Origin of the sequence: Mesorhizobium sp. BR1-1-6 (genome assembly GCF_020165355.1) — a bacterium.
Classification (GTDB): domain Bacteria; phylum Pseudomonadota; class Alphaproteobacteria; order Rhizobiales; family Rhizobiaceae; genus Mesorhizobium.
The window spans coordinates 39,293-58,260 of sequence record NZ_JAIUHZ010000002.1 but is presented as its reverse complement, the minus strand read 5'-3'; the positions used below and the strand labels follow the sequence as shown (position 1 = coordinate 58,260).

The 18,968-nt window shown below is 63.9% G+C and carries 19 protein-coding genes and 1 pseudogene; 11 read left to right on the top strand and 9 right to left on the bottom strand.

The window, feature by feature from the left end; translation table 11 throughout:
- Positions 1-291 precede the first annotated feature (291 nt).
- A pseudogene (locus LB545_RS05465) lies at positions 292-1,087 on the top strand (SDR family NAD(P)-dependent oxidoreductase).
- A gap of 234 nt (positions 1,088-1,321) precedes the next feature.
- Here the strand turns inward: LB545_RS05465 and LB545_RS05460 are convergent.
- The 3 genes from LB545_RS05460 to LB545_RS05450 form a co-directional block, all read right to left on the bottom strand.
- Entirely contained in the window at positions 1,322-2,257 is a 936-nt protein-coding gene (locus tag LB545_RS05460; protein WP_318012525.1) for a DUF1194 domain-containing protein, read from the bottom strand.
- Entirely contained in the window at positions 2,251-2,892 is a 642-nt protein-coding gene (locus LB545_RS05455) for a hypothetical protein (RefSeq protein ID WP_224704602.1), read from the bottom strand. The genes LB545_RS05460 and LB545_RS05455 overlap by 7 nt, the downstream gene beginning before the upstream one ends.
- A 111-nt stretch (positions 2,893-3,003) precedes the next feature.
- Entirely contained in the window at positions 3,004-4,002 is a 999-nt protein-coding gene (locus tag LB545_RS05450) for a DMT family transporter (RefSeq protein WP_140896386.1), read from the bottom strand.
- 151 nt (positions 4,003-4,153) lie between these two features.
- Between LB545_RS05450 and LB545_RS05445 the strand changes: the two genes are divergently transcribed.
- From LB545_RS05445 to LB545_RS05425, 5 genes are all read left to right on the top strand, one after another.
- Entirely contained in the window at positions 4,154-6,127 is a 1,974-nt protein-coding gene (locus tag LB545_RS05445) for a BTAD domain-containing putative transcriptional regulator (RefSeq protein WP_224704600.1), read from the top strand.
- A gap of 211 nt (positions 6,128-6,338) precedes the next feature.
- Positions 6,339-6,899: a rod-binding protein gene (locus LB545_RS05440; protein ID WP_224704598.1), complete on the top strand. Its 561-nt coding sequence runs from the start codon at positions 6,339-6,341 to the stop codon at positions 6,897-6,899.
- A gap of 13 nt (positions 6,900-6,912) precedes the next feature.
- Positions 6,913-7,338: a hypothetical protein gene (locus LB545_RS05435; RefSeq protein WP_140496250.1), complete on the top strand. Its 426-nt coding sequence runs from the start codon at positions 6,913-6,915 to the stop codon at positions 7,336-7,338.
- Positions 7,339-7,368: 30 nt separating this feature from the next.
- Positions 7,369-7,890: a hypothetical protein gene (locus tag LB545_RS05430; RefSeq protein WP_140496251.1), complete on the top strand. Its 522-nt coding sequence runs from the start codon at positions 7,369-7,371 to the stop codon at positions 7,888-7,890.
- 236 nt (positions 7,891-8,126) lie between these two features.
- Complete coding sequence (locus LB545_RS05425; RefSeq protein ID WP_140556586.1) at positions 8,127-8,411, top strand: SCP2 sterol-binding domain-containing protein; 285 nt, start codon at positions 8,127-8,129, stop codon at positions 8,409-8,411.
- Between the two features lie 83 nt (positions 8,412-8,494).
- Here the strand turns inward: LB545_RS05425 and LB545_RS05420 are convergent, their stop codons facing one another.
- Positions 8,495-9,154, bottom strand: a complete 660-nt coding sequence (locus LB545_RS05420) for a GNAT family N-acetyltransferase (RefSeq protein ID WP_411971067.1) — start codon at positions 9,152-9,154, stop codon at positions 8,495-8,497.
- Between the two features lie 159 nt (positions 9,155-9,313).
- Complete coding sequence (gene odc2 / locus LB545_RS05415) at positions 9,314-10,447, bottom strand: ornithine/lysine decarboxylase (RefSeq protein WP_140513661.1); 1,134 nt, start codon at positions 10,445-10,447, stop codon at positions 9,314-9,316.
- A gap of 685 nt (positions 10,448-11,132) precedes the next feature.
- Between odc2 and LB545_RS05410 the strand changes: the two genes are divergently transcribed.
- From LB545_RS05410 to LB545_RS05400, 3 genes are all read left to right on the top strand, one after another.
- The gene (locus LB545_RS05410; protein ID WP_140496254.1) at positions 11,133-12,032 is read left to right on the top strand and encodes a LysR family transcriptional regulator; all 900 of its coding nucleotides are present in this window, start codon (positions 11,133-11,135) and stop codon (positions 12,030-12,032) included.
- An 88-nt stretch (positions 12,033-12,120) separates the two neighbouring features.
- On the top strand, positions 12,121-12,789 hold the full coding sequence (locus tag LB545_RS05405; RefSeq protein WP_140556584.1) for a DUF1007 family protein: 669 nt from the start codon (positions 12,121-12,123) through the stop codon (positions 12,787-12,789).
- Positions 12,786-13,982 carry a nickel/cobalt transporter gene (locus tag LB545_RS05400; RefSeq protein WP_140556582.1) on the top strand — a complete coding sequence of 399 codons (1,197 nt, stop codon included), beginning with the start codon at positions 12,786-12,788 and terminating at the stop codon, positions 13,980-13,982. The genes LB545_RS05405 and LB545_RS05400 overlap by 4 nt, the downstream gene beginning before the upstream one ends.
- Positions 13,983-14,131: 149 nt before the next feature.
- On the opposite strand, the gene denD is transcribed toward LB545_RS05400, so the two are convergent.
- Genes denD through LB545_RS05380 form a run of 4 tightly spaced genes read right to left on the bottom strand, consistent with a single transcriptional unit; the run spans position 14,132 to position 17,134 of the window.
- Complete coding sequence (gene denD / locus LB545_RS05395) at positions 14,132-15,106, bottom strand: D-erythronate dehydrogenase (RefSeq protein WP_140513663.1); 975 nt, start codon at positions 15,104-15,106, stop codon at positions 14,132-14,134.
- 12 nt (positions 15,107-15,118) lie between these two features.
- Positions 15,119-15,331, bottom strand: a complete 213-nt coding sequence (locus LB545_RS05390; RefSeq protein WP_140513664.1) for a hypothetical protein — start codon at positions 15,329-15,331, stop codon at positions 15,119-15,121.
- A 60-nt stretch (positions 15,332-15,391) separates the two neighbouring features.
- The gene (locus tag LB545_RS05385) at positions 15,392-16,420 is read right to left on the bottom strand and encodes a cation diffusion facilitator family transporter (protein WP_140556580.1); all 1,029 of its coding nucleotides are present in this window, start codon (positions 16,418-16,420) and stop codon (positions 15,392-15,394) included.
- A 27-nt stretch (positions 16,421-16,447) separates the two neighbouring features.
- Complete coding sequence (locus LB545_RS05380; protein ID WP_140513666.1) at positions 16,448-17,134, bottom strand: GNAT family N-acetyltransferase; 687 nt, start codon at positions 17,132-17,134, stop codon at positions 16,448-16,450.
- A gap of 83 nt (positions 17,135-17,217) precedes the next feature.
- Between LB545_RS05380 and LB545_RS05375 the strand changes: the two genes are divergently transcribed.
- Positions 17,218-18,402 (top strand): pyridoxal phosphate-dependent aminotransferase, encoded by a 1,185-nt coding sequence (locus LB545_RS05375; RefSeq protein ID WP_140513667.1) that lies wholly within the window; start codon positions 17,218-17,220, stop codon positions 18,400-18,402.
- A 148-nt stretch (positions 18,403-18,550) separates the two neighbouring features.
- Positions 18,551-18,925 carry a YciI family protein gene (locus LB545_RS05370; RefSeq protein ID WP_140496262.1) on the top strand — a complete coding sequence of 125 codons (375 nt, stop codon included), beginning with the start codon at positions 18,551-18,553 and terminating at the stop codon, positions 18,923-18,925.
- The last annotated feature ends 43 nt before the right edge of the window (positions 18,926-18,968 follow it).

The window sequence follows — 18,968 nt, the reverse complement described above, 5'->3', positions numbered from 1 at the left end:
TCTTCCGACTGCATGGCGCGCCTGGGCATGCCTACCTCTTGGCGTGGGGCAGCGGCGATGCGTCCGCCCGAAGGAGAAGCGCGATGAGCTATTCCACCATGAGATTTGGGGCTGTTGGCCAGGCATTGGCCCGTATGTTCGGCCGCTAGGCAAGCACCGGGCTCGGCATCCTTCGGCACTAGCATCGGAACGCCTGCGTGCGCTCGCGCGGCTTATCTAGCTGAGCGGCATCAGCTGACCTCCGGGCCATCCGTCCGGTCGTCTGGCCACCTATAATCGGAGATCAAGGGCATGAACATCGAACTCAAGGGCCGCAAGGCCATCGTCACCGGATCGACCGCCGGCATCGGCCGCGCGATCGCCGAAGGGCTGGCGCGCGCAGGCTCCGCCGTCGTCGTCAATGGACGTACGGAAGAGCGGGTCGCCGCGACGCTCCGGGAACTGCGCGCGCTGCTGCCTGGCGCCGACCTCACCGGCATTGCCGCCGATCTCGCGACAGCCGAGGGCTCGGCGGCGCTCGCGGCACAGGCGCCGGATGCCGACATCCTCGTCAACAATGTTGGCACTGCGCGTCCCAATGGCTTCTTCGAGCAGGACGACGCCGCATGGCTCGACCTCTTCCAGCTCAACGTGATGAGCGGCGTGCGCGCCGCGCGCCACTATATGCCGGGTATGGTCGAGCGCGGGTGGGGACGGGTCGTCTTCATGAGCAGCGAGTCCGCGCTCGCCATTCCCCAAGGAGATGATCGACTACGGCATGACCAAGACCGCGTTGCTGGCCGTGTCGCGCGGGCTGGCCGAACTTGTCGGTGGCACCGGCGTCACGGTCAACGCTGTCCTGCCGGGGCCGACCGACTCCGAGATTCTTGGCGACTGGATGAAGGCCACCGCGAAGGAGCAGGGCATCACGCAAACGGACGCCGAGCATGATTTCCTGAAATCGCTGCGTCCGACCACGCTCATCAACCGGTTCGCGACAACCGAGGAAGTCGCGAACATGGTCGTCTACACCTGCTCCGAGCAGGCCTCGGCGACCACCGGCGCCGCGTTGCGCGTCGACGGTGGTGTGCTCCGCTCGATCGGATGAGCCGCGTCCCACCGCCGCGGTGGCATGAGGGTCGCCGCGGCTGAGCCGGCCTCAAATCGGCGCCGGCTCGGGTGACTCATATCGGCGGCGATTGTCGGATCGTCGGAGCCGCCTGGGGTGCCCCGATCGACCGGGCCGAGGTCAAGATCGACGAGCGGCCGTGGATAGATGCCAGGAGCCGCCGTCTGCTCTCGGCCCCTACGCGGACGTGCAGCAATGCGCCACTGTCCGGAATTACGGTTGAGAAGAGCGCCCGTCCGCCGGTTGCGGGAATTGCCCTTCGTTGTTCATGCTTACTTCCGTGACCAGCTTGCGGCGAAGCGCCGTGCTGTAGTCGTTTGGCCCTTTCGGCGTCATGACGAAGGCCTGAGAGCCGCCAATGACCGATTTGGCAAAATAGGATGCCAGCGGATTGCCGGGATCGTCGTCTTCGGTGGGAATGGCGATGGCGTTGATCGTATATCCCTTGGCAATGGCGTTCAGCCTGCTCGGCTGAACAGGAAGTCCGTCGTTGTTCTCACCATTGGAAGAGATATCGATGACCTTCTTGGCGGCATTTCCAGGAAACTGGTCCAGCAGAAGACTGCCAATGTCGATAGCCGAGGAAACCGATGTTCCGGCTCGCCCTCGGCGGATGACGCCGGTATCCCCTTTCCTGCTGATCTCCGCCGCCGCCGCTCTTGCATCTTCCAGTCCGCAAATGCTTGTCCACGGCAGTACGGTGCGTGCGTGTCCGGGGCTCGACCATTCAAAGTAGGCCACGCCGATGCAGCCGACGTAATTCCGGCCGATGGCGGCGATGATCTCGGGCGAAGTGAGTGCCGCGGCATGTCCCTCGCGTTGCAGATCGGCGATCTTTGGATCAATCGATGCCGAGAAGTCGACCGCGAACACGATGGCGACGTCGACATTCGCTGCATGCGCCGGGAGATTCCAGAACGCAGAAGCTGCAAGTATCCCCGCCAGTCTCAGGAGTGAATTGGCTCGCTTTGCCAGCCCACTTCCCGATGTCTTTGTCGGCGAAAAAAGATTGGCCCCGCCTATCGACTGCACCCGCCCGCGAAAGGAGACCGCTCCAGAAGAGGGACCGGCGTCCTGATACATATCTGTAAACATGCCCATTCTCCATCTCGACAACCGATCGTTGTCAAAGCCGCCCATTTTCAACATGTGGAAATTTGACGAGGGACCTTGGACCCAACGCCGAACAGCAGCAGATCGGCCTTGGTCCACAAAAGATAACAGCCGAGTAACGTCAGCGGCATGATGAGTGCCGCGAAGGACTCGCCCGACCAGACCACCGGCAAAGCCTGGCCGAGGGCGACGGTTGTCGCCACCACTGCCGGCAACCTGCTGGCGAGCACCGCACTGCGGAACGGATCGGGCCAGGCGGTCGGCCACACCGGAACCGGCCTGCCCGGCCTGTGAAAGGTGCTGCCGAACTTGCCGAGCGCATGCAGCAGGCCGGACGTCGCCGCAAGCAGCGGGTCGCCGAGCAGCAAGAGCGCGATGCCGAGCCCGATTGCGCCTAATCCCGAGAGGAAGTCGCCCAGACGATTGAGGGTGGGATCGGGGACATCCGGCTTTGCCCAAGCCCGGTGGTAGGCTTCGCCGCCGCAGAAAAAGACGAGGGTAGCCAAGGTGAGCGCAACAGTGCCATGGCTGCCCGCGAAATAGTCCATCACCGCCGCGATGACAGCGCTTTCCTCATGCGGGCCGACTGGCGCGGCCGCAATTTGGGTTGCAAGACCTGCGATGAGGCCAAGCGCGTTGCCACTGTTGTAATAGCCGCCGGGTCCGTTCATGCGGGCACCAAGGGCCGATCTCAAATGTGCGAGCGGAAGAAGGACTGTCCACGCGTTCATCGCAGCGCCCCCGCGGCCTGTCCGGCCGCGCTCGACACGGCGACGTTCGCATCAGCGGCAGTGGTCATCGCATTCCTCCACCGGACCTGAACTGTTGACGCGGCGTTCGCCTGCCCCGCTTGCCGGCGCTGTTGCAAAGGCAGGGGCAATGTCGAAGAGTTGGTTCGAAGCGGTCCGCAAGGACTCACGTGCCTGCGGCGTTCGGTTCGATCGTGCTACCGAAAGGATCGCACCGAGAATGATCGCCGCTCCCAAGGCGCCCGGCCACGAACTCCGCTCGCCCAGAAAGATCGCCGCGCCCAGCGCCCCGAAAACGCTTTCGGCACTGACGATCACGGCGGCGTGGCTGGCCGGCGTGAAGCGCAGGGCAACCGTCTGTATGCCGAAGGCTATCGCGGTGGAGAAGACGCCGAGTATCGCCAATTCCGGACCGGCTGCGAATGCGGCGGCCAGCGACAGGTTGCCTTGCATTGCCCCAAGCGGCAGGGCGAAGACTGCGGCGCCGAGGAATTGTGCGGCGGCGGCGGTGAACGGCCGCGCATGGGCCTGCATGTGCCGGCCGAGCTCGACCGCCCAGAGCGCATAGCAGGCAGCCGACAGGATGGCGGTGAGATCGCCGCTGCCGAGGCCGCCGATCCCATCCGACAAAAGCAGGGCTCCGACCAGGGTCAGCCCGGCAGCGATCGTGAGGCCCGCTGTCGGACGCTCGCCGACGAGCAACCAGGCGGCCAGAGGTGTCATTACGGTTGCCGTGCTCACCAGAAAGCTTGCATTGGTGACCGAGGCTCCGACATAGCAAAGCTGCTGAAGCGTGATGGAGATGGCGAACAGCACGCCCACCCTGGCCAGGCTCGGAAAATAGCCCGCCCCGATCGCCACTCGCCTTTCGGTCAAGACGAAGGGCAGCACCAGCAGCCCGCCGATCAGGCAACGCAGACTTACCGCGCTCATGGCGTCGAGATGGACCAGCACCGTCTTTTGCGAGACGTTGCCGAAGCCCCACAATGCGGCTGCAAGGAGCAGCAGCAAATTGGCTCTTGTTCTGGACACGCGCCCCCCTTGAACCAAGCATTGCGTTGACTTGGCCGCCTAATTTAGCGAAGTCTAAATGACCTGCCGTCACGGGGGCGTTTGAAGCGCGGTGACGGACGATTGCGGAACGTTAGATTTGCGTTAGAATTTCGTCAGGCTGAGGCAGCAGATGCAAAGTGACGACGGCGGCGCTGCAAATAGAATCTCACTCTTCGGCGGCTTCCGTATTGAAACAACTGGCCCGCTTCGACTGGTCGGGAAACGCGGCCCGGCAATCGTTGCTTATCTGGCCCGATGTCCGGGCATGGCAGCGACGCGGGAAAAACTGGCTGACCTGCTATGGGGCGACAGCGATGGCGGGCATTCGCGCAACAGTCTTCGCCAAACCCTCAGCGTCCTGCGCCGCGATCTCTCGGGTGTCGATCTTATCCATTCCACCGGAGAGTTGATCCACCTCAGGCCAGAGGCGTTTCGGGTCGATGTGGAGGAGTTCGAGACGGGTTTATCGGCCCGCTCCGCGCAGGAACTCGAAAAGGCTCTGGCGAACTACACTGGCCCGTTTCTCGACGGTCTCCATGTGGGAAGCAATGGCTTCGACGACTGGGTCGCGTCGGAACGCGACAGGTTGCTCGGTCGTGCGCTTGAATCATTCGAGAAACTGGCTCGCCTCGTCGACGCTGAAGCGGGCCTCGTCCTGGCCGATCGCGTCCTGGCCATGGATCCGGCGCGGGAAGAATCCTATCGGCTCAAGATGGAATTGCTCCTTGCTTGTGGTCAACGCGACAAGGCGCTCAGGACATACGAGGCCTGCAGAAGCATGCTGAAGAAGGAGTTCGGCGTCGAAGCCGGCCCAGAGACGCGGGCACTATGGCAGTCCCTGCTGCTTGCTTCCGACACGGCGTCACACGCGCCGTCGGCAAGTGGTGTTGCGGCCAGCCATCGCCTCGGACACCCTTCCATTGGCGTTGCCGACTTCACCAATCTGACCGGAAAACAAGGCGACAATTTTTTCTCCAAGGGACTGGTCCAGGACATCACGACAGCTCTTTCCGAGGTGGCCGACTATGTCGTGCTCTCCGCGGTTCCCCCGACAGATAAGCTCGGCCCGCGCCAGGAAGGTAAAGCGCCGGGAGCGCTGCGGGCACAATATGTGCTCAGCGGCAGCATCCAGAGATCCGGCAATGGGCTGAGGGTGAACATCCAGCTTGTCGATGCCGTCGGCGGTCATCATGTCTGGGCCCAGAAGTTCGACGGCCACTCCGAGAATGCGCTCGAATTCCAGGACAGGATCGCCCAGTCCGTCGTTCTGGCGGTGATCCTCGAACTTCAACTGACCAACTGGAAGGTCCGCGACAAGAGTCCGCCTGGTCCCCCTGAAGTGCGCAGGTTGGTGAACGAGGCGCTCATGAAATATTTTGAGATGACCCACGACTCGCTGCTGGTCGGGATGGAACTTGCGACGAAGGCGCTCTCGACAGGGCCCGACAACGCCCGTGCGAAGCGGACGCTCTCGATCATGATTTCCATGGGCATCGCGTTTGGCGCGCTGCCCCGCGAGCAGGGCAATATCGAGTATACGCTGGCGCTTGCCGAGGCCGCGGTGCGGGCGGTGCCGGACGATGAAATTGCCCGGTGCATCTTGTCATTCGCTCTCGAAAGTTGCGGTCGTATCGACGAGGCGATCGTCGAATGCCGGCACGCCATCAGCCTCAACCCAAATTATCCGAGCGGCCACGGCGATATTGCGATGCTCTTCGCGCTGCGCGGACAGGTCAGCGAAGCCGTGCGCGAGGCGAACGAGGCGATCCGGCTGGGGACCCATGACGTCATCGACTACTGGCGTCACCACGGGCTCGTTATGGCGTTGTTTGCCGGCGGAGACGATCAACGGGCGCTCGAGGTCGCGCGCAAGGTGGTCAGGACAAAGCCGGGCTTCGTTCGTGGCGCGCTTTATTGGGCCGCGGCCGCGGCCGCAACCGGCAATCGCGATGAAGCGTCGCGGGCCATCCATCATTGCCTGTCACAACTTCCGCATCTCAATCTGAGCAATGTCTGCCCTGGCTTTGTGCCGCGCTATGTGAAGGATCATCACCATTCCCGGTTCCTTGAAATGCTGTCGAGGGCCGGTCTTCCCCCGTCCTGAAGCGCGTCACGTTCGAACGGATTCGGGCGAAACGCTTTCTGCAGGTCGTTCTCGCAAAACCGGAAGCCACTTTTTACGCGACATGCGTTGTTGAAATCTGGCTACGCGGCTGGATGCAGAGAACCCTGATCCTGCTCCCTCCCCCCGCAAGCCTGCCACAAGCTTGTTGAGGCATGGTCTGGCCAAGGAAAACCGATAAAAGGCGGACTTCTTGGCGATCTCTCCCCCCAGCGACATCGTGATGGATGTTGCCCGAGCAGCCGAGCCGGCGGATCTCGCGGCCGCGCGCGCCGCGCTGACCAGGCATGCGGGCGGCGTTGCCGGCAGCTTTTCGGTCGATGCCGCTTCGGCCGGGACGATGCTGTCGCGCGCCACCGCCGACCAGACCGTGGCGGCCGATCCATCCAGGAAGTTCAAGAAATTCGAAGCCATGGTGCTCCAGACCTTCATCCAGAACATGATGCCCAAGGACACCGAGGGCGTGTACGGCAAGGGCCTGGCCGGCGACATGTGGAAATCGCAGCTCGCCGAGCGCGTCGCCGACGTCATGGCCGAGCGCGGCGGCATCGGCATCGCCAAATCGCTGCTCGCCGACCATTATCTCGAAGGCAAGCGCAAGGTGCCGATCGGCCCGGTCTCCGGCGGGCCTGAAAAGACCGAGATCGACCGGCAGAGCCGTCTGTCCACCTCGCTCGTCCAGGAGCTGCAGCGCAAGGCCGCCAGGTCCATGACCGGCGATGAAACGACCACAAAGACAGACATCAAGATCTAGACTGGGAAACGCCATGGCCGACTTTTCGGAATTCACCGCCAACCTGCCGGCGCGCACGGCCACATCGGAAGCCCCGGTCGCACTCGCGCGGCCCGGAAACCTTGCCGCCATCATCGGCCGCATCGAGGAAGTCGTCGAGCAAGAAACGGCCGGGCTGCGCAGCGACACCGGCTACGACCTCAAGGCATCGAACGCGCGCAAGAGCCGCTATCTCTATGAACTGACCCGTGCCATGCGCGGCGGCAGCGAAGCCGAGTTCCTCGAACAGCACCGCGAAGGCCTTGTCCGGCTTCGCCAGAAGCTTGCGAAGAACGAGGCAGCGATCCTGGCGCATCTGAGCGCCGTCAACGAGGTCGCTGGCCTGTTGCGCACCGCCATCCAGCGCGCCGAAACCGACGGCACTTATTCCGCCGGCGAGTTCGGCCGGGCGCGCGGTTAGCGCGCGGTGGTCGCCGGCTCGGGTGCCTGAATGGTCAAGGTCATCGCCATCGCGGTCTGGATCTGCGTCGCCACCCTCGGCGCGGTGTTCTATTCGTTCCAGGCCGCCGGCGAACGCGGCGTCGGCGAAAAGCCGAAGCCGATGCTGGGCGGGCTGGACTACGTCAAGACCGAGGTCATCTCGGTGCCGCTGATCCGCAACGCCAGGATCGACGGTTATTTCCTGACCAAGTTGGTCTACACGGTCGAACCCGAGCAGATCAAGAAACTGTCGATCCCGGCCGAGGCGCTGATCACCGACCAGGTCTATTCCTACCTCTATTCCAATCCGCAGATCGACTTCACCAAGAAGGAGACGATCGACCTCGACGCCTTCCGCGCCGCGATCCGCGATACCGTCAACACACGCGTCGGCGCCACACTGGTGCATGAGGTTCTGGTCGATCAGGTCAATTTCCTGAGCAAGGATGAGATACGCGACAACTGGTTGCGCCGCCGGCAGGAAGCCGGCGCCACTGCGTCCGAGATGACCAAGGCGTTCAAGTCGCATTGAGCCATCGGGATACCACTGGCCAGGGACGGTGATCGGTTCCTCGCCCGGCTGCGGCGATAGGAACCAGGCCCTGCAATCCGCGTTGACGTAAACGTCAATCCAAAGCTATATGCGGCAGCGACCGTGGCCGCGAAGATGCATGGCCCTCGGGCGGATCGATGTGTCGTGGCGCGACAGATGCAACCAGATAAGCAGATGCAACCGAACAGGCAGATGCAACCAGACAGGAGAACAGCGTGAGCGTTCAGGAGATTGCCGACAAGATCAGGTCGCGCGTGGCCAGCAGCGGGTTCGATCGTTCCGTGAAATTCGACACCGGCGGCGATGGCGTCATCGTCATCGACGGCGCCGATGTCTCGACCGCCGACGGCCCCGCCGACTGTACCATCAAGCTCTCGCTCGACGATCTGGACTCGCTGATATCGGGCGATCTCAACCCGACCATGGCGTTCATGACCGGCAAGATAAAGGTCGAAGGCGACATGTCTGTCGCCATGGCGCTCAGCCAGTTGATCGGCTGAGACAGAAGACCGCCGAGACTGTTCTCGGGACGAAAACGCCGCCGTTTCGGGCGGCGTTTTTCGTTCGTTTGGGGCTCAGCGCCTCAGGCCGCCAGCGTCTTCAGCTTGCGCCCCGCGGCCTTCAGCGTGCCATGGACGCCGTCGAGCGCGCCCTCCACCAGTTCCACCGCCAGCAGCCGATGCCGCTCATACGGGCCGGGCATGGCCAGCGAACCGGTCTTTGCGGCTGAGAAGCCGAAGCGGCCGTAATAGGGCGCGTCGCCGACCAGCAGGATCGCCGCGTGGCCGAGACGCGCGGCTTCGGCGACCGCATGGCGCATCAGCGCCGAGCCGATGCCGGCACTCTTGAGCGAAGGAGCGACCGCCAGGGGCCCAAGCAACAGTGCTGCCGGACCGCCCTCGCCCAGCGTGACGTCCCAGAGCCGCACCGTGCCCATCACGGCGCCCGATGCGTCGCGCGCGACGAAAGCCAGGCCTTCCGAGGGCCGCCGGCCCCGCCGCAGCTTCTCCGACGACTTCGTCTTGCGCTTCGGCCCCATGGCGGCATCGAGCAACGCCTCGCGCGCCGCGATGTCATCAGGCGTTTCGGCAACGATGGCGAAAGCACGGGCACTCTCCCCCCTCGAGGGGGAGATGTCGCCGAAGGCGACAGAGGGGTTCGCCGCGCGTGAAGCGCTAGCCCCATGCGGTCCAAGAGACGTCGAGGCGGCTGAGACAAACCCCTCCGGCCAGTTCGTGACCATCTCCACCTCTGAAGGGGAGATGTCGCGCGCAGCGCCTTCGACAACGAAATTTGCAATGTCCATTTCCGCGATCCATTCACGAGCGGAGACTGTTCCACAGGCGAGCCCGGATGGGCGACAAACGCCCACCTGGGATGATCCGACGGTTCTTTCGAACCGTCAGATCACGTAGGATCGGAGAGGCTCGAAGCCGTTGAAGGCGACCGCCGAATAGGTGGTCGTGTAGGCCCCGGTGCCTTCGATCAGCACCTCGTCGCCGATGGTCAGCGACAGAGGCAGCGGATAGGGCGTCTTCTCATACATCACGTCCGCCGAATCGCAGGTCGGGCCGGCGAGCACGCAAGGCGCGGTTTCCGTGCCGTCATGCGCGGTCACTAGGGGATAGCGGATCGCCTCGTCCATCGTCTCGGCCAGGCCGCCGAATTTGCCGATGTCGAGGAACACCCAGCGCACATTGTCGTTGTCCGCCTTCTTCGAGATCAGCACGACTTCCGACTTGATGACGCCGGCATTGCCGACCATGCCGCGGCCCGGCTCGATGATGGTCTCGGGAATGGCGTTGCCGAAATGCTTGCGCAGCGCCGAGAAGATGGCCTGGCCGTAAGCCTGGGCCGCCGGCACGTCGCGCAGGTAGCGCGTCGGGAAGCCGCCGCCCATATTGACCATCTTCAAGACGATGCCTTCCTCGGCGAGCGTCGAAAACACGGTCTTGGCGTCGGCCAGCGCGCGATCCCAGGCCGTCAGGTCGGTCTGCTGCGAGCCGACATGGAACGACACGCCATAGGCGTCGAGCCCGAGCGCCTTGGCATGGCGCAGCACGTCGACAGCCATCGCAGGCACGCAGCCGAACTTGCGCGACAGCGGCCATTCGGCGCCCTCGCCATCGGTCAGCACGCGGCAGAACACGCGGGCGCCTGGAGCGGCGCGGGCGATCTTCTCGACCTCCTCGACGCAATCGACGGCGAACAGCTTGATACCGAGCTGGTAGGCGCGCGCGATGTCGCGCTCCTTCTTGATGGTGTTGCCGAAGGAGATGCGGTCCGCCGGCGCACCGGCGTCCATCGCCATCTCGACTTCGGCAACGGAAGCGGTGTCGAAGGACGAGCCCATCGCAGCAAGGAGGCGCAGGATTTCCGGCGCCGGGTTTGCTTTCACCGCATAGTAGATCCTGGAATCGGGCAGCGCCTTCTCGAAGGCGCGGAAATTGTCGCGCACGACATCAAGGTCGACGACGAGGCAAGGACCGGTCGGACGTCGGGTGGCGAGGAAGTCGAGGATGCGCTGCGTGGCCATCGGGTTTCTCCATCACGCCTTTCGGCGCGCACAAGGGTGCGGACGCGGGCTGTCGGCCTCGCGAACACGCGGTGGACAAAGGCGGGACGGAAATCCATGGAACCAGCCGGTGGAGACCCCGGAACCATGAAACGCCGTCTCGCGGCGATGAACCTTGGCCTTGCCCGGCTTCGGTTCGCTTTGTCTGCCTTGGCTTGGACTGGGAGAACCCCGTTCCGCACTGCCGGCAATGATGGTGTGCCTCTTCAGTAACCCCGGTCTTTGGACAACCGGCAGAGAACCAGAAAGGCCCGCACCGTCGTTGCTTCAAGGTGTCCTCGGTCTGGCGGTTGGCCGCTAAACCGACTGGAGGGGTTGGCTCCAGTTACCTTACCGATTTCCCTCACCATTCAGAGGGTCGGCGGACACCCACAGGCACGTGCGACTTTGGGCAAGCGCGATATAGGGGCAGAGAGATTCACAATCAATAAAAATCGTATCGCAGGTTGTAAAAATTCCGGCATCGAACAATGTTGGTTTCACCGTATCCGGATATCGAACGATGACAGGCACGCACGCCCCTCTCGACGCCCTTCGGCACCCTCGCAAGCTATCGGTGGTCGGGCCTGTCGCTGGCCCTTCCGGCGGCGACATTGCCCTGATACGGCTCGGCCGAAATCTCGATGCCGCACGAAAGGCCTGATTCATGGACACACTGACCCGCATGCGCGCCTTCATCGACGTGGTCGAGGCCGAGGGCTTTTCGGCGGCGGCGCGCAAGATCGGCCGCTCCAAGGCGCTGCTGTCGAAATATGTGCGCGAGCTGGAGGACGAGCTCGGCGCGCTGCTGCTCAACCGCACCACCCGCCAGTTCTCGATGACCGAGGCCGGCCACACCTATTATCGCCGCGCCTCCGAGATCGTGCGCGAGGTCGACAGTCTTGCCGACGCCGTGCGCGAATCCTCCGGCGATGTGCGCGGCAGGATCAAGCTGTCTGCGCCGCGCACCTTCGCCGACGCGCCGATCGGCCAGTCGCTGATCGACTTCGCCAAGCAATATCCCGACATCGTGCTCGACATCCAGCTGGACGACCGCTTCGTCGACCTCGTCGAGGAAGGCTTCGATCTCGCGGTGCGCATCTCGCGCCTGGAGAACTCGTCGCTGATCGCCAGGCGTCTGGCGCCGTTCTCGACGCGGCTGTGCGCATCTCCCGAACTCATCGCAAAACATGGCATGCCGGTACGGGCGCAGGATCTCGGCCGCATGCCCTGCATCGTCGACACCAATGGCCGCGGCTTGAACAACTGGCAATTCAAGGGAGACGGCGAGGATACGGTGAGCGTCTCGGTCTCCGGCCCGATCGAAGTCAACAGCCCGATGGCGGCACGGGCTGCTGCCCTGTCGGGGTTGGGATTTGCCATCCTGCCGGATTTCATCGCCGTGCCGGATATTGCGAGCGGCCGGCTGGTGACGGTGCTGGATGACCGCACCCTGTCGGGTGCCGGCATTTTCGCCGTCTATCCGCACCGGCGCTATTTGCCCGCCAAGGTGCGTGTCTTCGTCGATTTCCTGGTCCAGTGGTTCAGGACGCGCGAAACCGCATGACCGCCTTCAATTGCGGCGCGGTCCCATTTTCGCCCCCTTTCTGGTAACTGTCCACTTCTCTCCGAAGCCAAGGGAATCGCGACCGCGAATGCATCTGAAACGGCACGCAATCATGCTGGCTTCGGCCCTGGCGGCGACATTGGCCGCCGTTGGACCGGCCGAGGTGCATCCGCACGTTTTCGCCGAGGCCCGCCTCGACGTGATCCTCTCCCCGGATCACCAAAGCGTGAAAGCGCTGCGCCATCTCTGGCGCTTCGATGATCTGTTTTCCAGCACTGTCATGATGGAGTTTGACAAGAATTCCGACCTGAAGCTTGACGACAAGGAGTTGAAGGAGGTCGCGGACACGGTCCACGCCTCGCTGGCCGAATTCAACTACTTCCAGCTCGTCACCCAGGACGGCAAGGACGTGCCGATGACGCCGCCGCCGCATCTGATGGCCAATTTCGACAACGACCAGCTGATCATCCTGTTCGAGTCCGAACCAAAGGCGCCGATCAAGCTCACCGGCAAGATCGATATCGGCGTCTACGATCCGACCTTCTACACGGCGATCGACTTCACCGAGGACGCCAACATCACGGTCGAGGGCCTGCCCCCGAACTGCACCGACAAGGTGGTCCGCCCCGACCCGGATGAGGCCATCAAGGAAAACCAGAAGACCCTGACGGACGCCTTCTTCAACGACCCGACAGGCACCGACATGAGCAAGATCTTTGCCACCAAGCTCGAACTGACCTGTCAGCCAGAAGGATGAACCCGGTGATGAGACCATCCCTGCGTTTGGCATTCGGCCTGTTGGCCATCAGCTTCGCGATGGTGCATTTCGCCGGCTCGGCTCATGCCCAGAGCTCGCTCGGCATCGGCGTCAACGATGGCATGGCGCCGACCACCGGCCCGTTCGCCCACATCCTGATGTGGATCAATCTGCGGCAGCAGGAATTCTATCGCGCGCTCGCCACGGCGATGAAGGCGATGCGCCAGGACAACAGCAAGCTCTGGGTGCTCATCGGCCTGTCCTTCGCCTACGGCATTTTCCACGCCGCCGGCCCCGGCCACGGCAAGGCGGTGATCTCGTCCTACATGGTCGCCAACGAAGTGGCGCTGCGGCGTGGCATCCTGTTGTCGTTCGTCTCGGCCCTGCTGCAGGGCCTGACCGCGGTCGCGGTCATGGCAGTCGCCTATTTCGTCCTGCGCGGCACCGCCGTCTCGATGACCGACGCGGCCTGGTTCATGGAGATCATGAGCTTCGTCTTCGTCACCCTGTTCGGCGCCTGGCTGCTGTGGCGCAAGCTCGGCCCCTCCGTCCTGCGCCTGTTCGGCAGAGGTCCCGCCTACAGCCTGTCGGCGGCTCACGCGGGGCATTCCCATGCGGGCCATTCGCATGCCGGTCATACAGGTCACACGGGCCATTCGCATGCCGCTCACAGCCATTCGGCGAACGCGCTGCATGGGCATGAACATCACGACCATGGGGATGACCATTCGCACGATCACCATGACCACGGCGCGCATGACCATCACCACGATCATGGCGCGCACGATCACGCGCACGCGGCGGGCGAGGTCTGCGAGACCTGCGGCCACTCGCATGCGCCAGATCCGGCGCTGCTGTCCGGCGACCGCTTCGACTGGCGCACCGCCTGGACGGCGGTGGCCGCGGTCGGTATCCGCCCCTGCTCCGGCGCGCTGATCGTGCTCAGCTTCGCCCTGCTCAATGGCCTGTGGCTCGGCGGCCTGCTGTCGGTGCTGGCGATGTCGATCGGCACCGCCATAACCGTCTCGGCGCTGGCCACGATCGCGGTGACCGCAAAGAACTGGGCGGTGTATTTCGCCGGCGACGGCCGCATGGGCAACCGCATCCATTCGATCGTCGAGATCGGCGGCGCCGCCTTCGTGTTCCTGTTCGGACTGCTGCTGCTGTCGGCGAGCCTGACGGGTGGCGTTTGACCCGGAAGTAGCGCCCCAAGGTGTGTTGAGATTCAGGTCAGGCCGTGCCGAGAACGGTTGATATCGAGAACCGGAGCGGAGCGTACTTAAAGTACGTGAGCACCGGAAGCGCAGGTATCAGCCGTTCGCAGGCCGGCATCACCTGAATATCAATACACCTTGCCGCCGAGTTCATCCTCGATATGAGCGCGGATAATCTCGTCAAAGCTCTTCTCGGCACTGAAGCCGAGTTCCCTTGACCGCCGCGCCTCGAACCGCGTCGGCCAGCCCTTGACGATCGCCCAGATCGTCTCGTCCGGCTCCTCGCGGATCAGGCTCACCGCCTTCGGCCCGGCGATGCGTTCCAGCGCCTCGATCTGCTCGCCGACGGTGACGGCGACGCCTGGCATCGTCAGGTTGCGGCGCGGCCCGACGGCGGCGCCGTCGATCCCGGCCGCATGGATCAGGAAATTCACCGCCGAGCGTGGGCTGGCGTGGGTATGGACGACGGTGCGCGGCACCGGCAGGATCGCCTCCTGACCGTTCAGCGGCTCGCGGATGATGCCGGAGAAGAAGCCGGAGGCCGCCTTGTTCGGCTTGCCCGGCCGCACGCAGATGGTCGGCAGCCGGATGCCGATGCCGTCGAAGAAGCCGCGCCTGGAATAGTCGGCCAGCAGCGCCTCGCTCATCTGCTTCTGCGTGCCGTAGGAGGTCAGCGGCGTAGTGTGGAATTCATCGGGAATGACGTCCGGGAACGGCGCGCCGAACACCGCGATCGACGAGGTGAACACGACGCGCGGCGCAAACCCAGCCAGGCGGACGGCATCGAACAAGGCGCGCGTGCCGTCGAGATTGACGCGGTAGCCGAGATCGAAATTGGCTTCCGCCTCGCCCGATACGATGCCGGCGAGATGGAACACGACGTCGGGCCGCGACGCGACCAGCCTCTCGGCGGCGCCCGCCTCGGCGAGATCGCCGGTATGGCTGTGGATGCTGACGCCATCGATGGCCGGCGCCTGTGGCGGTACGATGTCGTGCAGGTCGAGCGCGGAGATCTTCTGGCCGCGCAGCCTGCCGTCCTTTGCCAGCCGTGCAATGAGCTTGCGGCCGACCATGCCGGCGGCGCCCGTGATCAGAATGCGCATGTCGAACTTCCCTTATTTGCTCTGATTTTTGCGTTGGCTGCGCGCGCGCAGCCAGAACACCAAGAAAAACGCCAGCACGAACGCGGTGCCGAAGATGCCGGCGAGCACGGTCGAAAGGCCGCCGAGGGCCAGCATGATGTTTGGCAGGAAATAAACGGCAATGCCGAACAGCAGCATGATCGACAGCGCGGCGATGGCGGCGTTCTTGGTATCGCGATCCATTATGCTGTCCCGGCGTGGCCAGGGGTCGTCGAGCTCGGATTCAAGGCGCTTGGGTTCCCTGCGTCAGTGATGGTGGCCATGATGCAAAGCCGCGTCATGCCCCTGGTGGTGATCATGGTCATGACCATGGTCGTGCTCGTCGCCGTCGTCGGCGCACTGGCCGAATTCAGGTTCCACCGTGGCATGGCTGATGCCATGCTCCGACGCAAGCCGCTTCTTGATCGCGCTGACCGCCTTGTGCGCGTCCACGCCCTCGTTGAGGCAGGCATGCAGCGTCGCCATGCTGCTGGTGCCGTCGATCGACCAGATATGCATGTGGTGCACCTCGCGCACCCCCTGGACCGTCGTCGCGATGTCGCTGGCGATCAGGTCCCGGTCGAGGCTCGGCGGCACCCCTTCGAGCAGGACGTGGGCGGCCGCGCGCATCAGCGACCATGCCGTGGACAGGATCAGCAGCGAGACCAGCACCGACAGGATCGGATCGATCGGGGTCCAGCCGGTCGCCAGAATGACGATCGCCGCCACGATTGCCGCGGCCGAGCCGAGCAGGTCGCCGAGCACATGCAGTATGGCGCCGCGCATGTTGAGGCTCTCACGGTCGCCGCCATGCAGCACCAGGAAGGAGCCGATGTTGACCAGCAGGCCGAGGATCGCCACCACCAGCATCGGCCCGCCCAGCACCGGCGCCGGCGTCTGCAGGCGCTCCCACGCCTCGTAGACGATCCACAGCGCGATGACGAAGATGGCGATGCCGTTGGTGTAGGCCACCAGCGTCTTGACCCGGCCGAAGCCATAGGTCAGGCGGACGGTCGCCGGCCGGTCCGCAAGATGAAACGCGTACCAGGCAAGGCCGAGCGCAATGGCGTCGGCAAGCATGTGGCCGGCATCGGCCAGCAGCGCCAGCGAGCCGGTGAAAAGACCGCCAAGCGCCTCCGCCACCATGAAGCCCGCCGTCAGGCAGGCCGCGATCAAAACGCGCTTCTTGTCGGTCGAGCCATGACTATGCGCGCTGTGGCCGTGCCCGCTGTAGCCGTGCCCGCTGTGGTCGTGCCGGCTGCCGTCGTGCCGGCTGTCGTCGTCACTGTGCGCCAATGGCAAACTCCCATGCCCGGATTCAGCTCAAGCGCCGAATTCCGCGCGAAAATCCTCGAGCCGTCGTTTCTGCTGGCCGGCACCGTCGAAATTGGCCGGATCGAGCCACGCCTCGTAGGCTTTGCGCAAGGCCGGCCATTCCTTGTCGATGATCGAATACCATGCGGTGTCGCGGTTTTCACCCTTGACGATCAGGTGCTGGCGGAAAATGCCCTCGAACTTGAAGCCGAACCGTTCCGCTGCGCGCTTCGACGGCTCGTTGCGGTTGTTGCATTTCCATTCGTAGCGGCGATAGCCGAGCTCGTCGAAAATGTATTTCATGAACAGGAATTGCGCCTCGGTCGCCGCCGGCTTGCGCGCGATGAGCGGCCCCCAATAGATGTTGCCGATCTCGATGACGCCATAGGCCGGATCGATGCGCATCAACGTCTGGCGCCCGGCGACCTTGCCGCTCGGTTTGTCGATGACGGCGAAGAACAGCGGATCCTCGCTCGCCTCCACCTTGTCCAGCCAAGGCTGGAAGGCGGCGCGGGTTTCCGGCGGATAGTCGGGCAGCCAGGCGAAGCGGCCATCGACGTCGGCCACGGAAGACGCTTCATAGAGGCCATCGCCATGCTTCGCGGCGCTCAGCGGCTCAAGCCTGACATAGCGGCCCTCCAGCACCTTGCGCTCCGGGCGCGGACGCGGTTGCCAGTCCTTGAGATTTTCCGACACCGAAAGCTCCAATCCGTTTGACTTTTGCGGGCCGAAGCTCACAAAAACGCAACCGCATAGCAAGAACCACACGGACGGGAAAAATGCTCCACACGATTTCGGCCTTCGATCGTCTCGGCGAGGAAAACGCCTTCGCCGTGCTCGCGAGGGCCACGGCACTCGCCCAACAAGGCCGCGACATCGTCAATCTCGGCATCGGCCAGCCCGACTTCAAGACGCCGCAGCACATTGTCGAGGCGGCGATCAAGGCGCTGCGCGACGGCCACCACGGCTACACGCCGGCGAACGGCCTGTTGGCGACGCGCGAGGCGGTGGTGCGCCGCACGCTGACCACGACCGGGGTCGAGGTATCGCCCGAGGCGGTGATGATCCTGCCCGGCGGCAAGCCGACCATGTTCGCCGCCATCCTGATGTTCGGCGAACCTGGCGCCGAGATCCTCTATCCCGATCCCGGTTTTCCCATCTACCGCTCGATGATCGAGTTCACCGGTGCGGCACCCATCCCCGTGCCGATGCGCGAGGAGAACGGCTTTGCCTTCTCGGCCGATGAGACGCTGGCGCTGATCACCTCGAAGACGCGGCTCCTGATCCTCAATTCGCCGGCCAACCCGACCGGCGGCGTCACGCCGCGGGCCGAGATCGAGAAGCTGGTCAAGGGACTGGAGGCACATCCGCAAGTGGCCATCCTCTCCGACGAAATCTATGACGTGATGACCTATGATGGCGAAAAACACTGCTCGCTGCTCGAGTTTCCCGAAATCCGCGACCGGCTGATCGTGCTCAACGGCTGGTCGAAGACCTGGGCGATGACCGGCTGGCGCATGGGCTGGTCGATCTGGCCGAACGGCGACAAGGGCGCCCATCTCTACGACAAGGTGCGCAAGCTGGCGGTCAATTGCTGGTCCTGCGTTAACGCGCCCAGCCAATTCGCCGGCATCGCCGCCATAGACGGCCCGCAGGACGACGTCGAAAAGATGATGCGCGCCTTCGATCGCCGCAGGAAGATCGTGGTCGAGGGACTGAACGCCCTGCCAAACATATCCTGCATCACGCCCAAGGGCGCCTTCTATGCCTTCCCCAACGTGTCGAAGACCGGCTGGAAGGCGAAGCAACTGGCCTCCGCCCTGCTCGACGACGCCGGCGTGGCACTGATCGGCGGCCCCGATTTCGGCATTCTCGGCGAGGGCTATGTCAGGCTCTCCTACGCCAATTCCGAGGAGAACATTTTGCGCGCGCTGGACAGGATCGGAGCGTTCCTGGCCAAGTGAGGCCTCCGGCGTTCGCCGCGAGTCCGCATCGATTGCCGCTGGCGGCATGGCAATGTCATGATGCGTCGGGAGGCGCAAGGCCAAAGACTGTGCCTGCGTGCGGGGAGCCGCTACGATCGTTGGATCAGGATCGAAATGGGGTGCCTCGATGTTTTATGCAATTCTTGCCTATCACGTGGAAGACGCGATCAAGGCACTGACGCCGCAGGAAGATGCGGCACTGATGACCGACCTGCTCAAGATCCACGACGGGCTCTATGCGAACGGCAGCCTCGGCCCCTCGGCGCGGCTTGGAGCGACCCAGTCGGCCTGCACCTTGCGCGGACCCGGCGACGGGATCGTCATCGACGGCCCCTTCGCCGAGACCAAGGAACAGCTTCTCGGCCTCTATGTCGTCGATTGCGCCAAGCGCGATGACGCGATCGCCATCGCGCGCGATCTGCGCCGCGTCAACCCGACCGCCGTCTACGAGATCCGCCCGATCGCGCTCTATCTGCCGGGCGTGGCGCTGGCGGGGGCCTAAGGCAACTCCAGAAAAAGTGCGTAGAGGTTTTCCCGGGAAAAGC